13 protein-coding genes and 1 riboswitch are annotated in these 13425 nt (G+C 65.9%); all 13 genes read right to left on the reverse strand.

The features are described 5' to 3' along the window. Nucleotides 1-16: 16 nt before the first annotated feature. The 13 genes from glnT to LPB142_RS05720 all read right to left on the reverse strand — a co-directional run bounded on the left by glnT (nucleotide 17) and on the right by LPB142_RS05720 (nucleotide 12788). Nucleotides 17-1321, reverse strand: a complete 1305-nt coding sequence (gene glnT / locus LPB142_RS05660) for a type III glutamate--ammonia ligase (protein ID WP_071165774.1) — start codon at nucleotides 1319-1321, stop codon at nucleotides 17-19. A 58-nt stretch (nucleotides 1322-1379) separates the two neighbouring features. Further along, nucleotides 1380-2705, reverse strand: coding sequence for an FMN-binding glutamate synthase family protein (locus LPB142_RS05665; protein ID WP_071165775.1), 1326 nt, complete (start codon nucleotides 2703-2705; stop codon nucleotides 1380-1382). Between the two features lie 11 nt (nucleotides 2706-2716). Next, nucleotides 2717-3400, reverse strand: coding sequence for a GltB/FmdC/FwdC-like GXGXG domain-containing protein (locus LPB142_RS05670; protein ID WP_068767487.1), 684 nt, complete (start codon nucleotides 3398-3400; stop codon nucleotides 2717-2719). A 2-nt stretch (nucleotides 3401-3402) separates the two neighbouring features. Next, on the reverse strand, nucleotides 3403-4290 hold the full coding sequence (locus LPB142_RS05675) for a class II glutamine amidotransferase (protein WP_071167141.1): 888 nt from the start codon (nucleotides 4288-4290) through the stop codon (nucleotides 3403-3405). Nucleotides 4291-4479: 189 nt separating this feature from the next. Beyond that, nucleotides 4480-5121 carry a helix-turn-helix domain-containing protein gene (locus LPB142_RS05680; protein ID WP_071165776.1) on the reverse strand — a complete coding sequence of 214 codons (642 nt, stop codon included), beginning with the start codon at nucleotides 5119-5121 and terminating at the stop codon, nucleotides 4480-4482. A gap of 179 nt (nucleotides 5122-5300) precedes the next feature. Beyond that, complete coding sequence (locus tag LPB142_RS05685) at nucleotides 5301-6548, reverse strand: OmpP1/FadL family transporter (protein WP_071167142.1); 1248 nt, start codon at nucleotides 6546-6548, stop codon at nucleotides 5301-5303. A 70-nt stretch (nucleotides 6549-6618) separates the two neighbouring features. Next, on the reverse strand, nucleotides 6619-7017 hold the full coding sequence (locus LPB142_RS05690; protein WP_068767485.1) for an SCP-2 sterol transfer family protein: 399 nt from the start codon (nucleotides 7015-7017) through the stop codon (nucleotides 6619-6621). A gap of 16 nt (nucleotides 7018-7033) precedes the next feature. Then, nucleotides 7034-8752 (reverse strand): nickel-dependent hydrogenase large subunit, encoded by a 1719-nt coding sequence (locus LPB142_RS05695; RefSeq protein WP_068767484.1) that lies wholly within the window; start codon nucleotides 8750-8752, stop codon nucleotides 7034-7036. Next, on the reverse strand, nucleotides 8749-10125 hold the full coding sequence (locus LPB142_RS05700; RefSeq protein ID WP_068767483.1) for a (Fe-S)-binding protein: 1377 nt from the start codon (nucleotides 10123-10125) through the stop codon (nucleotides 8749-8751). The genes LPB142_RS05695 and LPB142_RS05700 overlap by 4 nt, the downstream gene beginning before the upstream one ends. Then, a complete protein-coding gene (locus tag LPB142_RS05705) occupies nucleotides 10122-10775 on the reverse strand; it encodes a hypothetical protein (protein ID WP_071165777.1) in 654 nt (217 codons plus the stop codon). Before LPB142_RS05705 ends, LPB142_RS05700 begins: the two co-directional genes overlap by 4 nt. After that, nucleotides 10772-11857: a hydrogenase small subunit gene (locus tag LPB142_RS05710; RefSeq protein ID WP_071165778.1), complete on the reverse strand. Its 1086-nt coding sequence runs from the start codon at nucleotides 11855-11857 to the stop codon at nucleotides 10772-10774. The genes LPB142_RS05705 and LPB142_RS05710 overlap by 4 nt, the downstream gene beginning before the upstream one ends. After that, nucleotides 11854-12279: a hydrogenase expression/formation C-terminal domain-containing protein gene (locus LPB142_RS05715; RefSeq protein ID WP_068767480.1), complete on the reverse strand. Its 426-nt coding sequence runs from the start codon at nucleotides 12277-12279 to the stop codon at nucleotides 11854-11856. Before LPB142_RS05715 ends, LPB142_RS05710 begins: the two co-directional genes overlap by 4 nt. After that, the gene (locus LPB142_RS05720; protein ID WP_198037872.1) at nucleotides 12276-12788 is read right to left on the reverse strand and encodes a hydrogenase maturation protease; all 513 of its coding nucleotides are present in this window, start codon (nucleotides 12786-12788) and stop codon (nucleotides 12276-12278) included. The genes LPB142_RS05715 and LPB142_RS05720 overlap by 4 nt, the downstream gene beginning before the upstream one ends. Before the next feature lie 373 nt (nucleotides 12789-13161). After that, nucleotides 13162-13355, forward strand: a riboswitch (cobalamin riboswitch). Nucleotides 13356-13425 lie beyond the last annotated feature (70 nt).

Genomic DNA, 13425 nt, shown 5'->3' on the forward strand with positions numbered 1-13425 from the left:
GCCCGCCGCTGTCAGATCAGATATCGAGCGTGTGGTCACGTTCCCAATGCGAGAAGTGGTTCACGAAGCTGTTCCACTCCTGCATCTTGAGCTTGAGATAGCCCGCCGAGAATTCCGCGCCCATCGCCGCCTTCAGCCCCTCATCCGCATCATAGGCGCGGATCGCATCGAGCAGGTTGAGCGGCAGCTTCGGCGCGCCCTCGATCTTGTGGCCCTCGGCATACATGTCGATATCGTAGCGCGGGCCCGGGTCGGCATTGGTCTTGAGCCCGGAAAGCCCGGCCGCGATGATCACGGCTTGCAAGAGATAGGGGTTCACCGCGCCATCGGGCAGGCGGAGCTCAAACCGCCCCGGCCCGGGCACGCGCACCATATGGGTGCGGTTGTTGCCCGTCCAGGTCACGGTATTGGGCGCCCAGGTCGCCCCCGAGATCGTGCGCGGCGCGTTGATGCGCTTGTAGGAGTTGATCGTCGGGTTGGTGATCACCGCCAGCGCCGAGGCGTGTTTCATGATCCCGCCGAGGAAGGCGCGGCCGCTGTCGGAGAGGCTCAGCTCCTTCGAGGGGTCGGAAAACGCGTTCTTGCCGGTCTTGGTATCCCAGACCGAGATATGCGCATGGCAGCCGTTGCCGGTCAGGCCCATGATCGGCTTGGGCATGAAGGTGGCGCGCAGGCCGTGCTTCTCGGCGACCGATTTGACCATGAACTTGAAGAACGAATGCTTGTCGGCGGTGGCCATCGCGCCGTCATATTTCCAGTTCATCTCGAACTGGCCGTTCGCGTCTTCGTGGTCGTTCTGGTAGGGCTCCCAGCCGAGCTCGAGCATGTAATCGCAGATCTCCGCGATCACGTCATAGCGGCGCATCACCGCCTGCTGGTCGTAGCAGGGCTTGGCGGCGGTATCGAACGGGTCCGAGATCTGCGTGCCCTCGGGCGTGAGCAGGAAGAATTCCGGCTCGACGCCGGTCTTGACCTCGAGGCCCATCTCGGCGGCCTCGGTGATCAGCCGGGCGAGCACGTTGCGCGGCGCCTGGGCGAGATCCGCGCCATCCATCACGCAATTCGACGCGACCCAGGCCACGTCCTTCTTCCACGGCAGCTGGATCACCGCGCTCGCATCGGGCACGGCCAGCATGTCGGGGTGGGCGGGGGTCAGGTCGAGATGCGTGGCAAAGCCCGCAAAGCCCGCGCCATCGACCTGCATATCGGCAATCGCCTGCGCCGGCACCAGCTTGGCGCGCTGCGCGCCGAACAGGTCGGTGTAGGAGATCATGAAATATTTCACGCCCTTCTCGCGGGCGAAGGCGGCAAGATCGGTCATTGGTTCGTTTCCCTGTTGATAAGCGCGGGCGGGGTCACGATGCCCCGCCCGTCATTGTTCAGAAGCCGCCCTGGCCCGGGATCCAGCTGGTGCCCGCAAGCGGAACCCCCGCCATCGCCGCCGCCTCGATGGTCAGCGCGCACAGATCCTCGGGCTCGAGGTTGTGGACATGGCTCTTGCCGCAGGCGCGCGCGATGGTCTGGCATTCGAGGGTCAGCACCGCGAGGTAGTTGCGCAGCTTGCGCGCCGCCTCGATCGGGTCGAGCCGCTTCATCAGCTCGGGGTCCTGGGTGGTGATGCCGGCCGGGTCGCGGCCCTCGTGCCAATCGTCATAGGCGTCGGCGGTGGTGCCGAGCTTGGTATATTCGGCGGCCCATTTCGGGTCGTTCTCGCCAAGCGCCACCAGAGCCGCGGTGCCGATCGCCACCGCATCGGCGCCGAGCGCGAGCGCCTTGGCCACATCGGCGCCGGTGCGGATGCCGCCCGAGACCACGAGCTGCACCTTGCGGTGCATGCCGAGATCTTGCAGCGCCTTCACCGCCGGGCGGATGCAGGCGAGCGTCGGCTGGCCGACATGTTCGATGAACACGTCCTGGGTCGCCGCGGTGCCGCCCTGCATGCCGTCGAGCACGACGACATCGGCGCCGGCCTTGACCGCGAGCGCGGTGTCATAATAGGGGCGCGCGCCGCCGACCTTGATGTAGATCGGCTTTTCCCAATTGGTGATCTCGCGGATCTCGAGGATCTTGATCTCGAGGTCATCGGGGCCGGTCCAGTCCGGGTGACGGCAGGCCGAACGCTGGTCGATGCCGACGGGCAGGTTGCGCATGCCGGCGACGCGCTCGGTGATCTTCTGGCCAAGCAGCATGCCGCCGCCGCCGGGTTTGGCGCCCTGGCCGACCACGATCTCGATCGCATCGGCGCGGCGCAGGTCATCGGGGTTCATCCCGTAGCGGCTCGGAAGGTATTGATAAACCAGCTTTTCCGAATGGCCACGCTCTTCGTTGGTCATGCCGCCGTCGCCGGTGGTGGTCGAGGTGCCGGCCATCGTCGCGCCGCGGCCGAGCGCCTCTTTCGCCGGGCCCGAGAGCGCGCCAAACGACATGCCCGCGATCGTCACCGGGATCTTCAGCTCGATCGGCTTCTTGGCAAAGCGCGTGCCGAGCGTGACCGAGGTGTCGCATTTCTCGCGGTAGCCCTCGAGCGGATAGCGCGAGATCGAGGCGCCGAGGAACAGCAGGTCATCGAAATGCGGCACGCGGCGTTTGGCGCCACCGCCCCGGATGTCATAGATGCCGGTTTCGGCGGCGCGGCGGATCTCGGCGTTGATCGACGGCGAGAAAGTCCAGCTGTCACGCGGCAGGGTTTGGGGGGTCTTGTCCATCTCTGAGGTCCTCAATACGCGCCAGCGTGGTCGACGTGGAAATTGTAGAGCTTGCGCGCCGAGCCGTAGCGCTTGAACTCTTCGGGTTTGGCATCCGAGCCCGCGCGGGCGAGCAGATCGGCGAGGATCTCGAGATGCTCGGGGCGCATCTCCTTCTCGATGCAATCGGCGCCGAGCGATTTGACCGAGCCGCGCACGAAGAGCCGCGCCTCATAGAGGCTGTCGCCGAGCGCATCGCCCGCATCGCCGCACACCACGAGATTGCCCGATTGCGCCATGAAGGCCGACATGTGGCCGACATTGCCGAACACGACGATGTCGATGCCCTTCATCGAGATCCCGCAGCGCGACGACGCATTGCCCTTCACCACGAGCAGCCCGCCATGGCCGGTCGCGCCGGCATATTGCGAGGCGTCGCCCTCGATGATGACGGTGCCCGACATCATGTTCTCGGCCACGCCCGGGCCGGCCGAGCCGGTCACATGGACGGTCGCCTGCTTGTTCATGCCGGCGCAGTAATAGCCCGTCGAGCCCTTCACGGTGACCTCGATCGGCGCGTCGAGCCCGACCGCGATCGCATGCGCGCCCTTGGGGTTCTCGATGACCCACTGGGTCTGGTTGGTCTGCTGGGCCTGGGCCTGCAGCGCGGTGTTCAGCTCGCGCAGCGGCGTGGTGGCCATATCGATCGTCTGCATTCTCAACGCTCCCAGAAGTAGACGGTGGCGGGTTCGGGTTCCCAGACCCGGGCGGTATCGATGCCCGGCAGTTTCGCGAAGGCGCGGTATTCCGAGCCGAAAGCGACGTAATCCTCGGTCTCGGCCATCACGGCGGGCTTGCACGCGACCGGGTCGCGCACCACGCCAAAGCCATTCTTGGTGCCCACGACGAAGGTGAAGAAGCCGTCGAGATCCTCGAGCGTGCCCTCGAGCGCCTCGCCGAGGTTCGCGCCCTCCGCCAGCCGCGAGGAGATGTAGCAAGCCGCCACTTCGGTGTCGTTTTGCGTCTGGGGCGCAAAGCCCTTCTCGGTCAGCACGCGGCGCATCTGGTTGTGGTTCGACAGCGAGCCGTTGTGCACGAGACATTGGTCGTCGCCGGTCGAGAACGGGTGCGCGCCGAGCGTGGTGACGGCCGATTCCGTCGCCATCCGGGTGTGGCCGATGCCGTGGCTGCCGCCCATCGCGCGGATGCCAAAGCGCGCCGCAACGTCCTTGGGCAGGCCGACTTCCTTGAAGATCTCCATCGAGGCGCCAGTGCCCATGATGCGGATGCCGCGGGCCTTGAGGAAGGCGCGCGCCGCCGCTTCCGAGCCCTCGGGCAGGGTCAGCACCGCATGGGTATCGATCACTTTCATGCTGACCGCGCCGCCGAGAACCTCGGTCAGGGCCGCGTCGAGCCCGGCGAAAGCCACCGCCGGCGTATCCGATTGAACGGTCATTTTCAGCCCGCCCGCTTCATCGCCATAGATCGCGATCCCGGCGCTGTCGGGGCCGCGGTCGGTCATGGTGATGAGCATGTCGGTGAGCATTTCACCCAGTTGCGGGCGCAGTTCTTCCTTCTTCAGGAACAGGCCAACGATGCCACACATGTTTCTCTCCGTTTCGGTTTCGGCCAGAGCCGTCACGGATTACCTATCAAGAAACAAAATTGCCCCTCAAGATAATTGATTTCCGCTCGGGAAAAAAATTTGCCTATGAAAAAAGCGCCCAAAAATCGGGCGCTTTTCCGGGGGGCTGGGGCGCGGCTGCCGCAAATTCGGGCGCGCGGGGCGGGCGACTCAGGTCGCTTGCGGGTAGCAGATGATCGACAGATAACGCGCCGGCAGCTCGCGCAGCGTCTCCGGCCCATGCGGCGCATCCGAATCGAACAGAAGCGTATCGCCCGGCTCGAGCGGGTAGATCTGCTCGCCGTGGCGGTAATCGACGCGGCCCTCGAGCATGTAGAGCATCTCGATCCCCTCGTGCTGGAAGGTCGGGAAGCGGTCGCTCTGGGTGGTCAGCACGATCAGATAGGGCTCGACGACGACGCCCGAATTGTTCGAGCCGATATGGCCGAGCAGGTGATATTGGTGCCCCGCCCGCGTGCCCGCCCGCTCGATCTCGACGCCTTTGCCGGCCTTCACATGCATCGCGCCGCGGGTTTCCTCAAAGCCCGAGAAAAGCTGCACCAGCGGCACGCGCAGCGCATTCGCAAGCACCTGGAGCGTGTTGAGCGAGGGCGAGATTACGCCGTTTTCGATCTTCGAGAGCATGCCGACCGAGAGCCCGGTCTGCGCCGCGAGATCGGAACCCGTCATCCGCTGGCGCTTGCGCAGCTCGCGCACCTGCCGCCCGATCGCGACCTCGAGGTTCTTCTCGCGGCTTTCGCGCAGGGCATGGGGGTTTTGCGAGAGCGAGGTGGGTTTCGCGGCGTCGTTCATTTCAATTCCGGTCTCAGGGAGAAAAGGCAGGCCCCGAAGTCAGGCTCCGGGCGGGGCGGGTAATCTGCCTATTTTCCATGCTTCCGCGCGCTGCGGCAAGGGGCCCCCGAGGGCAAGGATGTGACAAAGGGCGCCCGAAGGCGCCCTTTTCGCGGGGGGTGACCCGGGGGCAGGGGCGCTCAGAACCGGCGCGTCCAGCCGATCGCGGCGCTGAACTGATGCATCTCGAGATCGACCGTGCCGCCGCCCATTGGCGCCGGGACCGGGCCCGAGACGCTGTTCGAGAAGGCATAGGCGAAGGAGAAATCGAGCTTGTCGGTGTCGTTGAGCTTCTTCGAGCCGCCGAAGCTGATGTGATCCTCGACGATGCCGGGGGCGAGGATGTTGAGCGTGACATCCTCGGGCCCGACGGGGTTGGTGGCATGGGCATAGCCCACCCGCCAGGTCATGTCGGGCGTTTGCTGCCATTCGGCGGCGAGACGCACCACATCGACATCATCCCAGCCAAAGCCCGCCCCGCCCGGCGCGCCCATCGGGCCGGCGTTGGTGGCGTTGCCGACCGCGCCGATGTCGCTGTAGAAGATCCGCTGATAATCGAGCATCAGGGTCAGATCGGGGCGGACGTGATAGGCCAGACCCGCGGTGATCGCGGCGGGGATGTCGAAATCGCCGCCGTTTTCGAAGAGGTTGGCGTATTTGTCGAATTTCGACATGTTGAACTTGGTCTGGCCGGCGAGGCCGAGGGTGAGCTGCGGGGTGAGCTCATATTGCATCCCCGCCCGCAGGCCGAAGCCCGAGGAGTAATCGTGTTTGACCGCGGTGATGCCCATCGCGGCGAGCCCCTCGGCCGAGAAGCTCTGCACCGCCAGCGTCGGCGCGATCCCCCAGGAGAAGCGGCCGACCTTTTGCGCATAGGTCGCCGAGACGAAGAGCTGGGTGAGGTTCACCCCCGCCTCGCCGCCGCAGAACACCCCCGAGCCGCCGCCGAAGAAGCCGCAGTTGGCGTTCGGGAAATCGGGGTAGGAGGTATCCATGCCGCCGTTGCCATAGGCCGAGATATTGAGCACCGCGCCATTCGCGAGCGGCCGGTTGTAGGCCATGTCGGGCACGAGGAAGTAGTTGCTTTCGCTCTTGATTTCGCCCGCGCCGATGAAGCCGGTGCCGGTGCCGGTATATTTGCGCCGCGGCGAGAAGAGCTCGCCGCCGATGGTGAACTCATGGCCGACCGAGGCGACCGAGGCGGGGTTGATCGCGCCCGACATCGCGTCTTGGGAATAGGCAACGCCCGCGCCCGCGACACCGCGCTGGGCGGTGCCATAGGCAAGGGCGAAATAGCCTTCGGTGGCCTGGGCGGCGCCCGGCAGGCCCGCGGCCGCGATCAGAAGCGCGGCGGAGCCCGCGAGCTGGCGTTTGAGAGAGAGGGTCATGAAAGCCTCCATAGGCTTGGGGAGGGAGGAGGAACGCGCCCGCCCGGTGCCGGCGGGCGGGCGCGCAGGGTCAGGCCACCCGCGACATCGCGGCGAAGCTCTTGATGAACGGGCCGGTCATGCGCGGATCCTTGATCATCGCGCCGTAATCGCCGACCTCGAATTTCATCTTGCCGGTGGTATAGGCCACGCCCAGATCCATCATGGTCGGCGGCTTCTTCAGCCATTTGTCCCAATGTTCGGGCGTACAGCGGATATCCCAGTTCAGCGGCTGGCCGGTGTAGGGCCCCGAGGCGGTCACCTTGCCGTTCTCGACGACGAGCACGCCCTTGGGCGCAGGCTCGCCCTTGTAGCCATAGGCGATCGTCGAGGTGAAGCCGATCTCCGCCAGCGCCCCGGAGAGCGCGGGTTCGGCGTTCCAGTTCTGCGCGAAGGTCGCGAGCCATTCGGGGCTGAAAATTTCACTCATCTGGTCTTTCTCCTTCTCAGCAGACCTGAACCCGCAGCCGCTCGCCGCCCTCGGGGTCCATGACATGGACCGCGCAGGCGAGGCAGGGGTCGAAACTGTGGATCGTGCGCAGGATCTCGAGCGGCTGATCCTCGACGGCCATCGTATGGTTATCCTGAAGGGCGGCCTCATAGGCGCCCGACTGGCCTTCGGCATCGCGCGGGCCCGCGTTCCAGGTCGAGGGCACAACGGCTTGATAGTTGGCGATTTTCCCGTCCTTGATGACGATCCAATGGCCCAGGCCCCCGCGCGGCGCCTCCATGAAGCCCACCCCCTTGGCCTCGCTCGGCCAGCTCGAGGGCTCCCATTTGGCGGCGTTGAAGGTGGTGGTGTCGCCGGCCTTGATATTGGCGATCAGCGCGTCGTACCAGACCTTCATCGCATCGACGATGATCTTCGTCTCGAGCGTGCGCGCGGCCACGCGGCCGAGCGTCGAGTAAAGCCCGCGCACCGGCAGGCCGAGCGTCGAGAGCGCCTGGTCGACGAGCTCGCGCGCCTGATCCTGGCCCGAGGCATACATCATCAAGACGCGCGCGAGCGGCCCCACCTCGACCGGCTTGCCCTTCCAGCGCGGCGATTTGATCCAGGAATAGCTGCCCTCGACATCGAGTTCCTTGAAGGGCGGCTGCGGGCCGGTGTAGTTGAGCGCGGTCTCGCCTTTCCAGGGGTGCAGGCCCTTGTCCTTGCCGCCCTCGTAATCATACCACGAATGCGCGACATATTCCTCGATCTCGCCATCGGCCGAGAGATCGACCGGGTGGATCACCGAGAGATCTCGGTTCAGGATCACGCCGGCCGGCACCAGCCATTTCGCCGGGTCGCCGAGGCCGTCGGAGGGGAAATCGCCATAGGTCAGGAAGTTGCCCACCCCCTCGCCGCGCATCGCCCAATCCTTGTAGAAGCCCGCGATGGCGAGCGTATCGGGCAGATAGACGTTGTCGACGAAGCTGGTGGCGAGCGCGATGATATCCTTCACCTGCGCCAGTTTCTCGGCGTTGATCGCGCTGTCGGAATTGAGATCAATCGGGCTCGGCACGCCGCCGACGACGAAATTCGGATGCGGGTTCTTGCCGCCGAAGATCGCATGCAGCTTGGCCACCTCGCGTTGCCAGGCGAGCGCCTCGAAGTAATGCGCCACCGCCATCAGGTTCGCCTCGGGCGGCAGCTTGTATTCCGGGTGGCCCCAATAGCCCTGGTTGAAGATCCCGATCTGCCCGGTCTCGATGAAGTTTTTCAGCTTCTGGCGCACGTCCGAGAAATAGCCGGGCGAGGAATTGGGGTGTTTCGAGATCGATTGCGCGAGCGCCGAGGTCGCCGCCGGATCGGCGTTGAGCGCGGAGACCACATCCACCCAGTCGAGCGCGTGGAGGTGATAGAAGTGCATCACATGGTCATGCACATATTGCGCGCCGATCATCAGGTTGCGGATCAGCTGCGCGTTGGCGGGGATGTCGATCTTGAGCGCATCCTCCACCGCGCGGATCGAGGCCATGCCATGCACGAGCGTGCAGACCCCGCAGATGCGCTGGGCAAAGGCCCAGGCGTCGCGCGGGTCGCGGCCCTTGAGGATGATCTCGAGCCCGCGCACCGAGGTGCCCGAGGAAAAGGCTTGCGAGATGCGCCCGCCCTCCATCTGCGCCTCGATGCGCAGATGCCCCTCGATGCGGGTGATCGGGTCGACGACGATGCGGCTCATGCCTTGGCTCCTTTATCTTTGGGCAGATGCGCGGCAATCAGCGCCGCGAGGCTCTCGACGGGGATCGTGTCGCCCGCCTTCACCTTGCCGACCTCGAAGTTCATCCGGCAGCTCCCGCAGGAGACCACGATCGATTTCGCGCCGGTCTGCTCGATCTCGTTCATCTTGATCCGATAGCCCGTGCGTTTGAGCTGATCGGCGCTTTCGATCAGGAAATTGCCCGCGCCGCCGCCACAGCAGAAGTTGTAGGCGCGGTTGCTTTCGGTCTCGTGCAGCTCCCAGCCGATCGCCTCGATGATCGCGCGGGGCTCCTCGAAGACGCCGCCCCAGCGGCCGACCTTGCACGGGTCATGCAGCGCCACGACGCGCCGCTCGGCATCCTTCTCGAGCTTGAGCCGCCCCTCCATCACCGCGCGGCCGAAATATTCCGACACCGTCATCACCTCGAAGGGGATCGCCCCGCCATGGGCCTCGGCGCCATAGAACCGCAGCGCGGGGTAAGAATGCCCGCATTCGGGCACGATCACCACCTTCACGCCGGTCTTGATCGCGACATCGACGAGATGGTTGGTGAGTTTCTTCTTGGTGCCGTCATGGCCGGAGAGAAGGCCGAAATTCGCGCCCTCATAGCCATCGGTGCGCAGCGTGTAATCGACGCCCATGTGTTGCAGCGCCTCGATCGCGCCGCCGGTCGCATCGCGGAAGAGGTGGATATCGAGCCCCGAGGTGACAAGGAGGACATCGGCCTTTTCCTTGTCGAGCGGGATCTCGAAGCCGAGCCGTTCCTGCAGATCCTGGATGCGGTAGAGGAACAGATCCTCATCGGCGCCAAAGATCGTGCCATCGGCCTCCTGGCCTTCCTGCATGAAGCGCAGCTCGGCCGGCATCAGCCCCGCCGCCGCGAGCGCCGAGCGGTTCAGCGCCACCATATCGGCGATATTGATCCCCGAGGGGCAGACCAGGTTGCACCGCCCGCACATCGTGCAGGCATCATAGACGAGCTCCTGATGGGCGCGCAGATCGGCCTCGGTGAGATCGGGTGTATAGAGCCGCTTGAGCCAGCGCAGCGGGCTCAGCTCGCGGTCATAGACCCGTTTGAGAAGCTCGAGCTTGCGCACCGGGGTGTATTTCGGGTCGTTCGTGCCGATCGAATATTGGCAGGCCTGCGCACAGGCGCCGCATTTCACACAGGCGTCGAGCTGGGTGGCCATCTCGGCGTCGATCGCCTTGAGAAACACCCCCTTGGCCGCGCCGACACGCTCGGCCTCGGTCATCTCGGGCTCCGGGCTCGCCAGATCCTTGATCGAGGCGGCCATGCCGTAGAACATCGCGAAGGCTTCGTCGAGTTCGGTTTTGGTGACGACTTCGGTCATACCTTGACCCCCTTGCGCCAGAATTTCACGCCCAGAGCATAACGCGAGGGCAGGACAGTGAAGACATGGAAGAGCTTGCTGAACGGGAACCAGACAAGAAGCAGCGCGACCGACAGGAAATGCAGCGCCAGCATGGTCTCATAGGCGAGCCCGATATGGGCGAAGGCCATCAGCCCGGTGGCGAAGGGAAGCGCCGTGATCACCGTCGAGGCGTAATCGTCAAAGCTCGAGATCATCCGCAGGACCGGGTTCAGCACGCGCCGGATCAGAAGCGTGATCAGCACCGCGAGCGAGACCGCGCCAAGCGCCACGATCATCCCGTTGGGCAGCGCCGGCCAGCCAAAGCCCACGATCCCCTTGAAGAACTGGATGTGGAGCTGGAAGAAGAACACCACCAGCACGAAGCCCAGATGCCAGACCCAGCCCGCGATATATTGGAACGCGACCTTGCGGCGGAACACCGGCGCGGGCGAGAAGCGGGTGAACATGGTGCGCAGCCCGCCCTTCCAGGGCTCGGGCGTGCGGTCCTTCGAGAGCACCTTGTTGCGCAGCATCAAGGTCAGCCCGCCGATCCGCCACAACATGCCGACCATGAACACCACGGCGGCCCATTCGAGCGCGGGGCCTCGCGCGAAATCGAGCAGGCTCATGCCTTGTCCTCCTTTTTGGCCTCAGGCTTGGGCGCGCGCAGGGTTTTCTGCTTGGCGCGGTTGGCCACGCCCGCCGCAACCCCGCCCGCGATCCCCGCAACCCCGGCCGCGATCAGCGTCTCGCCGCCGATCTCGGTGCCTTGCGAGAGCGGTTTGTAGAAACTGCCGCCATCCCAGAAATTCGGCTCCGAACAGCCAAGGCAACCATGGCCCGCCTCGATCGGGAAGGAGGTGCCGTCGTTCCATTTCAGCACCGCGCAGGCGTTGTAGGTGGTCGGGCCCTTGCAGCCGAGCTTGTAAAGACACCAGCCCGCCTTCGCGCCCTCGTCGTCGAAGGTCTCGGCGAACTGGCCGCGCTCATAGAACGGCCGCCGGTAGCAGCGGTCGTGGATGTTTTGCCCGTAAAACACCTTCGGGCGGCCGAGATGGTCGAGCTCGGGCAGGGTGCCGAAGGTGATGTAATGGGCGATCACCGAGGTCATCACCGCCGGGATCGGCGGGCAGCCGGGGACGTTGACGATCGGCTTGTCGGTGATGATCTCGCTCACCGGCACGGCGCCGGTCGGGTTCGGGTTGGCATAGGGGATGCCGCCGAAAGCCGAGCAGGTGCCCATGCAGATGATCGCCGCAGCCCCCGCGGCCGCCGCTTTCAGCGTGTCGAGGTTGCTTTGGCCCGCGACCGTCGAGAAGCCGGCATTGCCGAGCGGCACCGAGCCGTCGACCACGAGAATATAGCCGCCCGCATTCTCCGCCATCGCCTGTTCGCGCGCGGCCTCGGCCTGATGGCCGGCGGCGGCTTGCAGGGTCTCGTGGTAATCGAGCGAGATCGCCTCGAAGATCAGGCTCTCGATCGAGGGCGCGCCCGCGCGCAGGATCGATTCCGAACAGCCCGTGCATTCCTGGAAGCTCAGCCAGATCACCGAGGGCCGCCGCGGGCTCTCCAGCGCCTCGGCGATGCGCGGCGCCAGCGCCGGCGACAGCGCCAGAAGCGAGGCGGTGGTGGTGCAGAACTTCAGGAAGCTGCGCCGCGAAATGCCGCGCGCCTCCAGCCGTTCGCTCAAGGGTTGGCTCCTTCGGATCATGATGCCTCCTCAAGGTCGCTGAAATGGGTGAGCGCCCGCGCCATCCGCCGCCCGGCCGCCGCAATATCGGCGGGCTGGCTGCGCAGGATCTCGGGCAGGGGGGTGATTTCGATGTAACGCCCGCGCAGCATGTCGTCGCGGTCGCGGTGGGTGACGAGCCAGACGCCGGGATAGGCGGTCTCCATCGCCTCCGAGCGGCCCTCGGCCTCGATCTGGGCGACGACCTCGCCGCGGCCGAGCCAATCGGTCAGGCGGGCAAGCTCGGGCGCGGTCATCGGCAGGCTGCTCAGGTCGATCACCCGGGCCTCGCCGCGCGCGGCCAAGGCCTCGAGCGCATGCGCCACCTCATGCAGCACCAGCACCATATTGCCCGTGCCGCGCGCGCGTTGGCGCAAGACCGCGTTGAGATCGGGGCGGCTCATGCGGCAGCCTCCGGCGCCTCGGCCCGCCAGCGCGCGACGATTTCGGCGGCGATCTCAACCGCTTGCGGGATCGCGGCGGCGACATCGGCGCTCGGCTCGAGGCCCCAGCCGATCTCGCCCGGCTCGATCCCCACCAGCGCGCGGTAGCGCGGCAGATCCTCGCTCAGCCGCGCCATATCCATCAGATCGCGCAGCCCCACCTCATGCACCGAGAGGCTGCCCGAGCGCACGAAATGGTCCATCTCGGCGCCCTCGAGCGCGCGCACCGTGCCCGGCATCGTGCCGAACCGCGCCGCATCGAAGACGATCAGCGCATCGGCCGCGCCGATCTCGGCGGCGAGCGGAAAGCCCAGCGTGCCGACATCGAGGCAGGTGACCCCGAGCGCCGCGCCATGGCTGCCCTCGAAGAGCGTGACCGCCAGCGGCCCCGCCGCCTCATCCGTCAGGAGCGTGTTGCCGACCCCAAGGGCGAGAATGCGCAGCGCGCTCTCATGGTGGTCTTTGGTCACGGGGTTCCCCCTTCTCGTCGCAACGATCTACACTTCGCAATTCTTGAATATTTCGCGCCGGGGCGCAGCCGCAGCTTTCCGCTGCGACCTTCTGGCACAGAGTCGCGGGGCCTGCCCCGGGAATGTCGGATAAGATATTGAAATAATTGTGAAAATATAACCTGTGTGAGAGATGGATGATTGCGCCCCGCGGGCGGGGGTGGAAAGCGAAATTCGAGATATTGCCGGGCGATGGAAAGTTCCTGACCAGCCCCCTCGCGCGGCCGTGAGCGGCCCGTGAGTCCGGCCCGCCGCGGCGGCCGATCTGGCCGCGCAGGTCGCTCGGGCCTTCTATTGTGGCGCTTTCCGGCCTTGACAGGCCCCGTGGCCCTTTGCGAGATGGCGCCATCCAAGTTCCGGCCCCGCCGGATGAAAAGGGAACGCGGAGCGGGCTTGCCCGTCAGCCGCGGCTGCCCCCGCAACTGTCAGCGGCGAGCGACGTCGATCATGCCACTGGGGAGCCCCCCGGGAAGGCCGGCCGAGCCCAGACCCGTGAGCCAGGAGACCTGCTTGGAGCTCACCCTTCCCCGGCGCGGGGCGCGCCACGGGAGCGGCTTGCCCCGCAGCGGTGACTTCGCCGCCCGGTTTCCGGGCAGAG

The sequence above is a fragment of the Rhodobacter xanthinilyticus genome (genome assembly GCF_001856665.1).
Classification (GTDB): domain Bacteria; phylum Pseudomonadota; class Alphaproteobacteria; order Rhodobacterales; family Rhodobacteraceae; genus Rhodobacter; species Rhodobacter xanthinilyticus.

Bases quoted from the DNA above. Each gene is read 5' to 3' on its own strand.
- LPB142_RS05675 (WP_071167141.1), bottom strand. From the start codon at position 4,290: ATGTGTGGCATCGTTGGCCTGTTCCTGAAGAAGGAAGAACTGCGCCCG.
- glnT (WP_071165774.1), bottom strand. From the start codon at position 1,321: ATGACCGATCTTGCCGCCTTCGCCCGCGAGAAGGGCGTGAAATATTTC.
- LPB142_RS05670 (WP_068767487.1), bottom strand. From the start codon at position 3,400: ATGCAGACGATCGATATGGCCACCACGCCGCTGCGCGAGCTGAACACC.
- LPB142_RS05705 (WP_071165777.1), bottom strand. From the start codon at position 10,775: ATGAGCCTGCTCGATTTCGCGCGAGGCCCCGCGCTCGAATGGGCCGCC.
- LPB142_RS05690 (WP_068767485.1), bottom strand. From the start codon at position 7,017: ATGAGTGAAATTTTCAGCCCCGAATGGCTCGCGACCTTCGCGCAGAAC.
- LPB142_RS05685 (WP_071167142.1), bottom strand. From the start codon at position 6,548: ATGACCCTCTCTCTCAAACGCCAGCTCGCGGGCTCCGCCGCGCTTCTG.
- LPB142_RS05700 (WP_068767483.1), bottom strand. From the start codon at position 10,125: ATGACCGAAGTCGTCACCAAAACCGAACTCGACGAAGCCTTCGCGATG.
- LPB142_RS05695 (WP_068767484.1), bottom strand. From the start codon at position 8,752: ATGAGCCGCATCGTCGTCGACCCGATCACCCGCATCGAGGGGCATCTG.
- LPB142_RS05680 (WP_071165776.1), bottom strand. From the start codon at position 5,121: ATGAACGACGCCGCGAAACCCACCTCGCTCTCGCAAAACCCCCATGCC.
- LPB142_RS05710 (WP_071165778.1), bottom strand. From the start codon at position 11,857: ATGATCCGAAGGAGCCAACCCTTGAGCGAACGGCTGGAGGCGCGCGGC.
- LPB142_RS05665 (WP_071165775.1), bottom strand. From the start codon at position 2,705: ATGGACAAGACCCCCCAAACCCTGCCGCGTGACAGCTGGACTTTCTCG.
- LPB142_RS05715 (WP_068767480.1), bottom strand. From the start codon at position 12,279: ATGAGCCGCCCCGATCTCAACGCGGTCTTGCGCCAACGCGCGCGCGGC.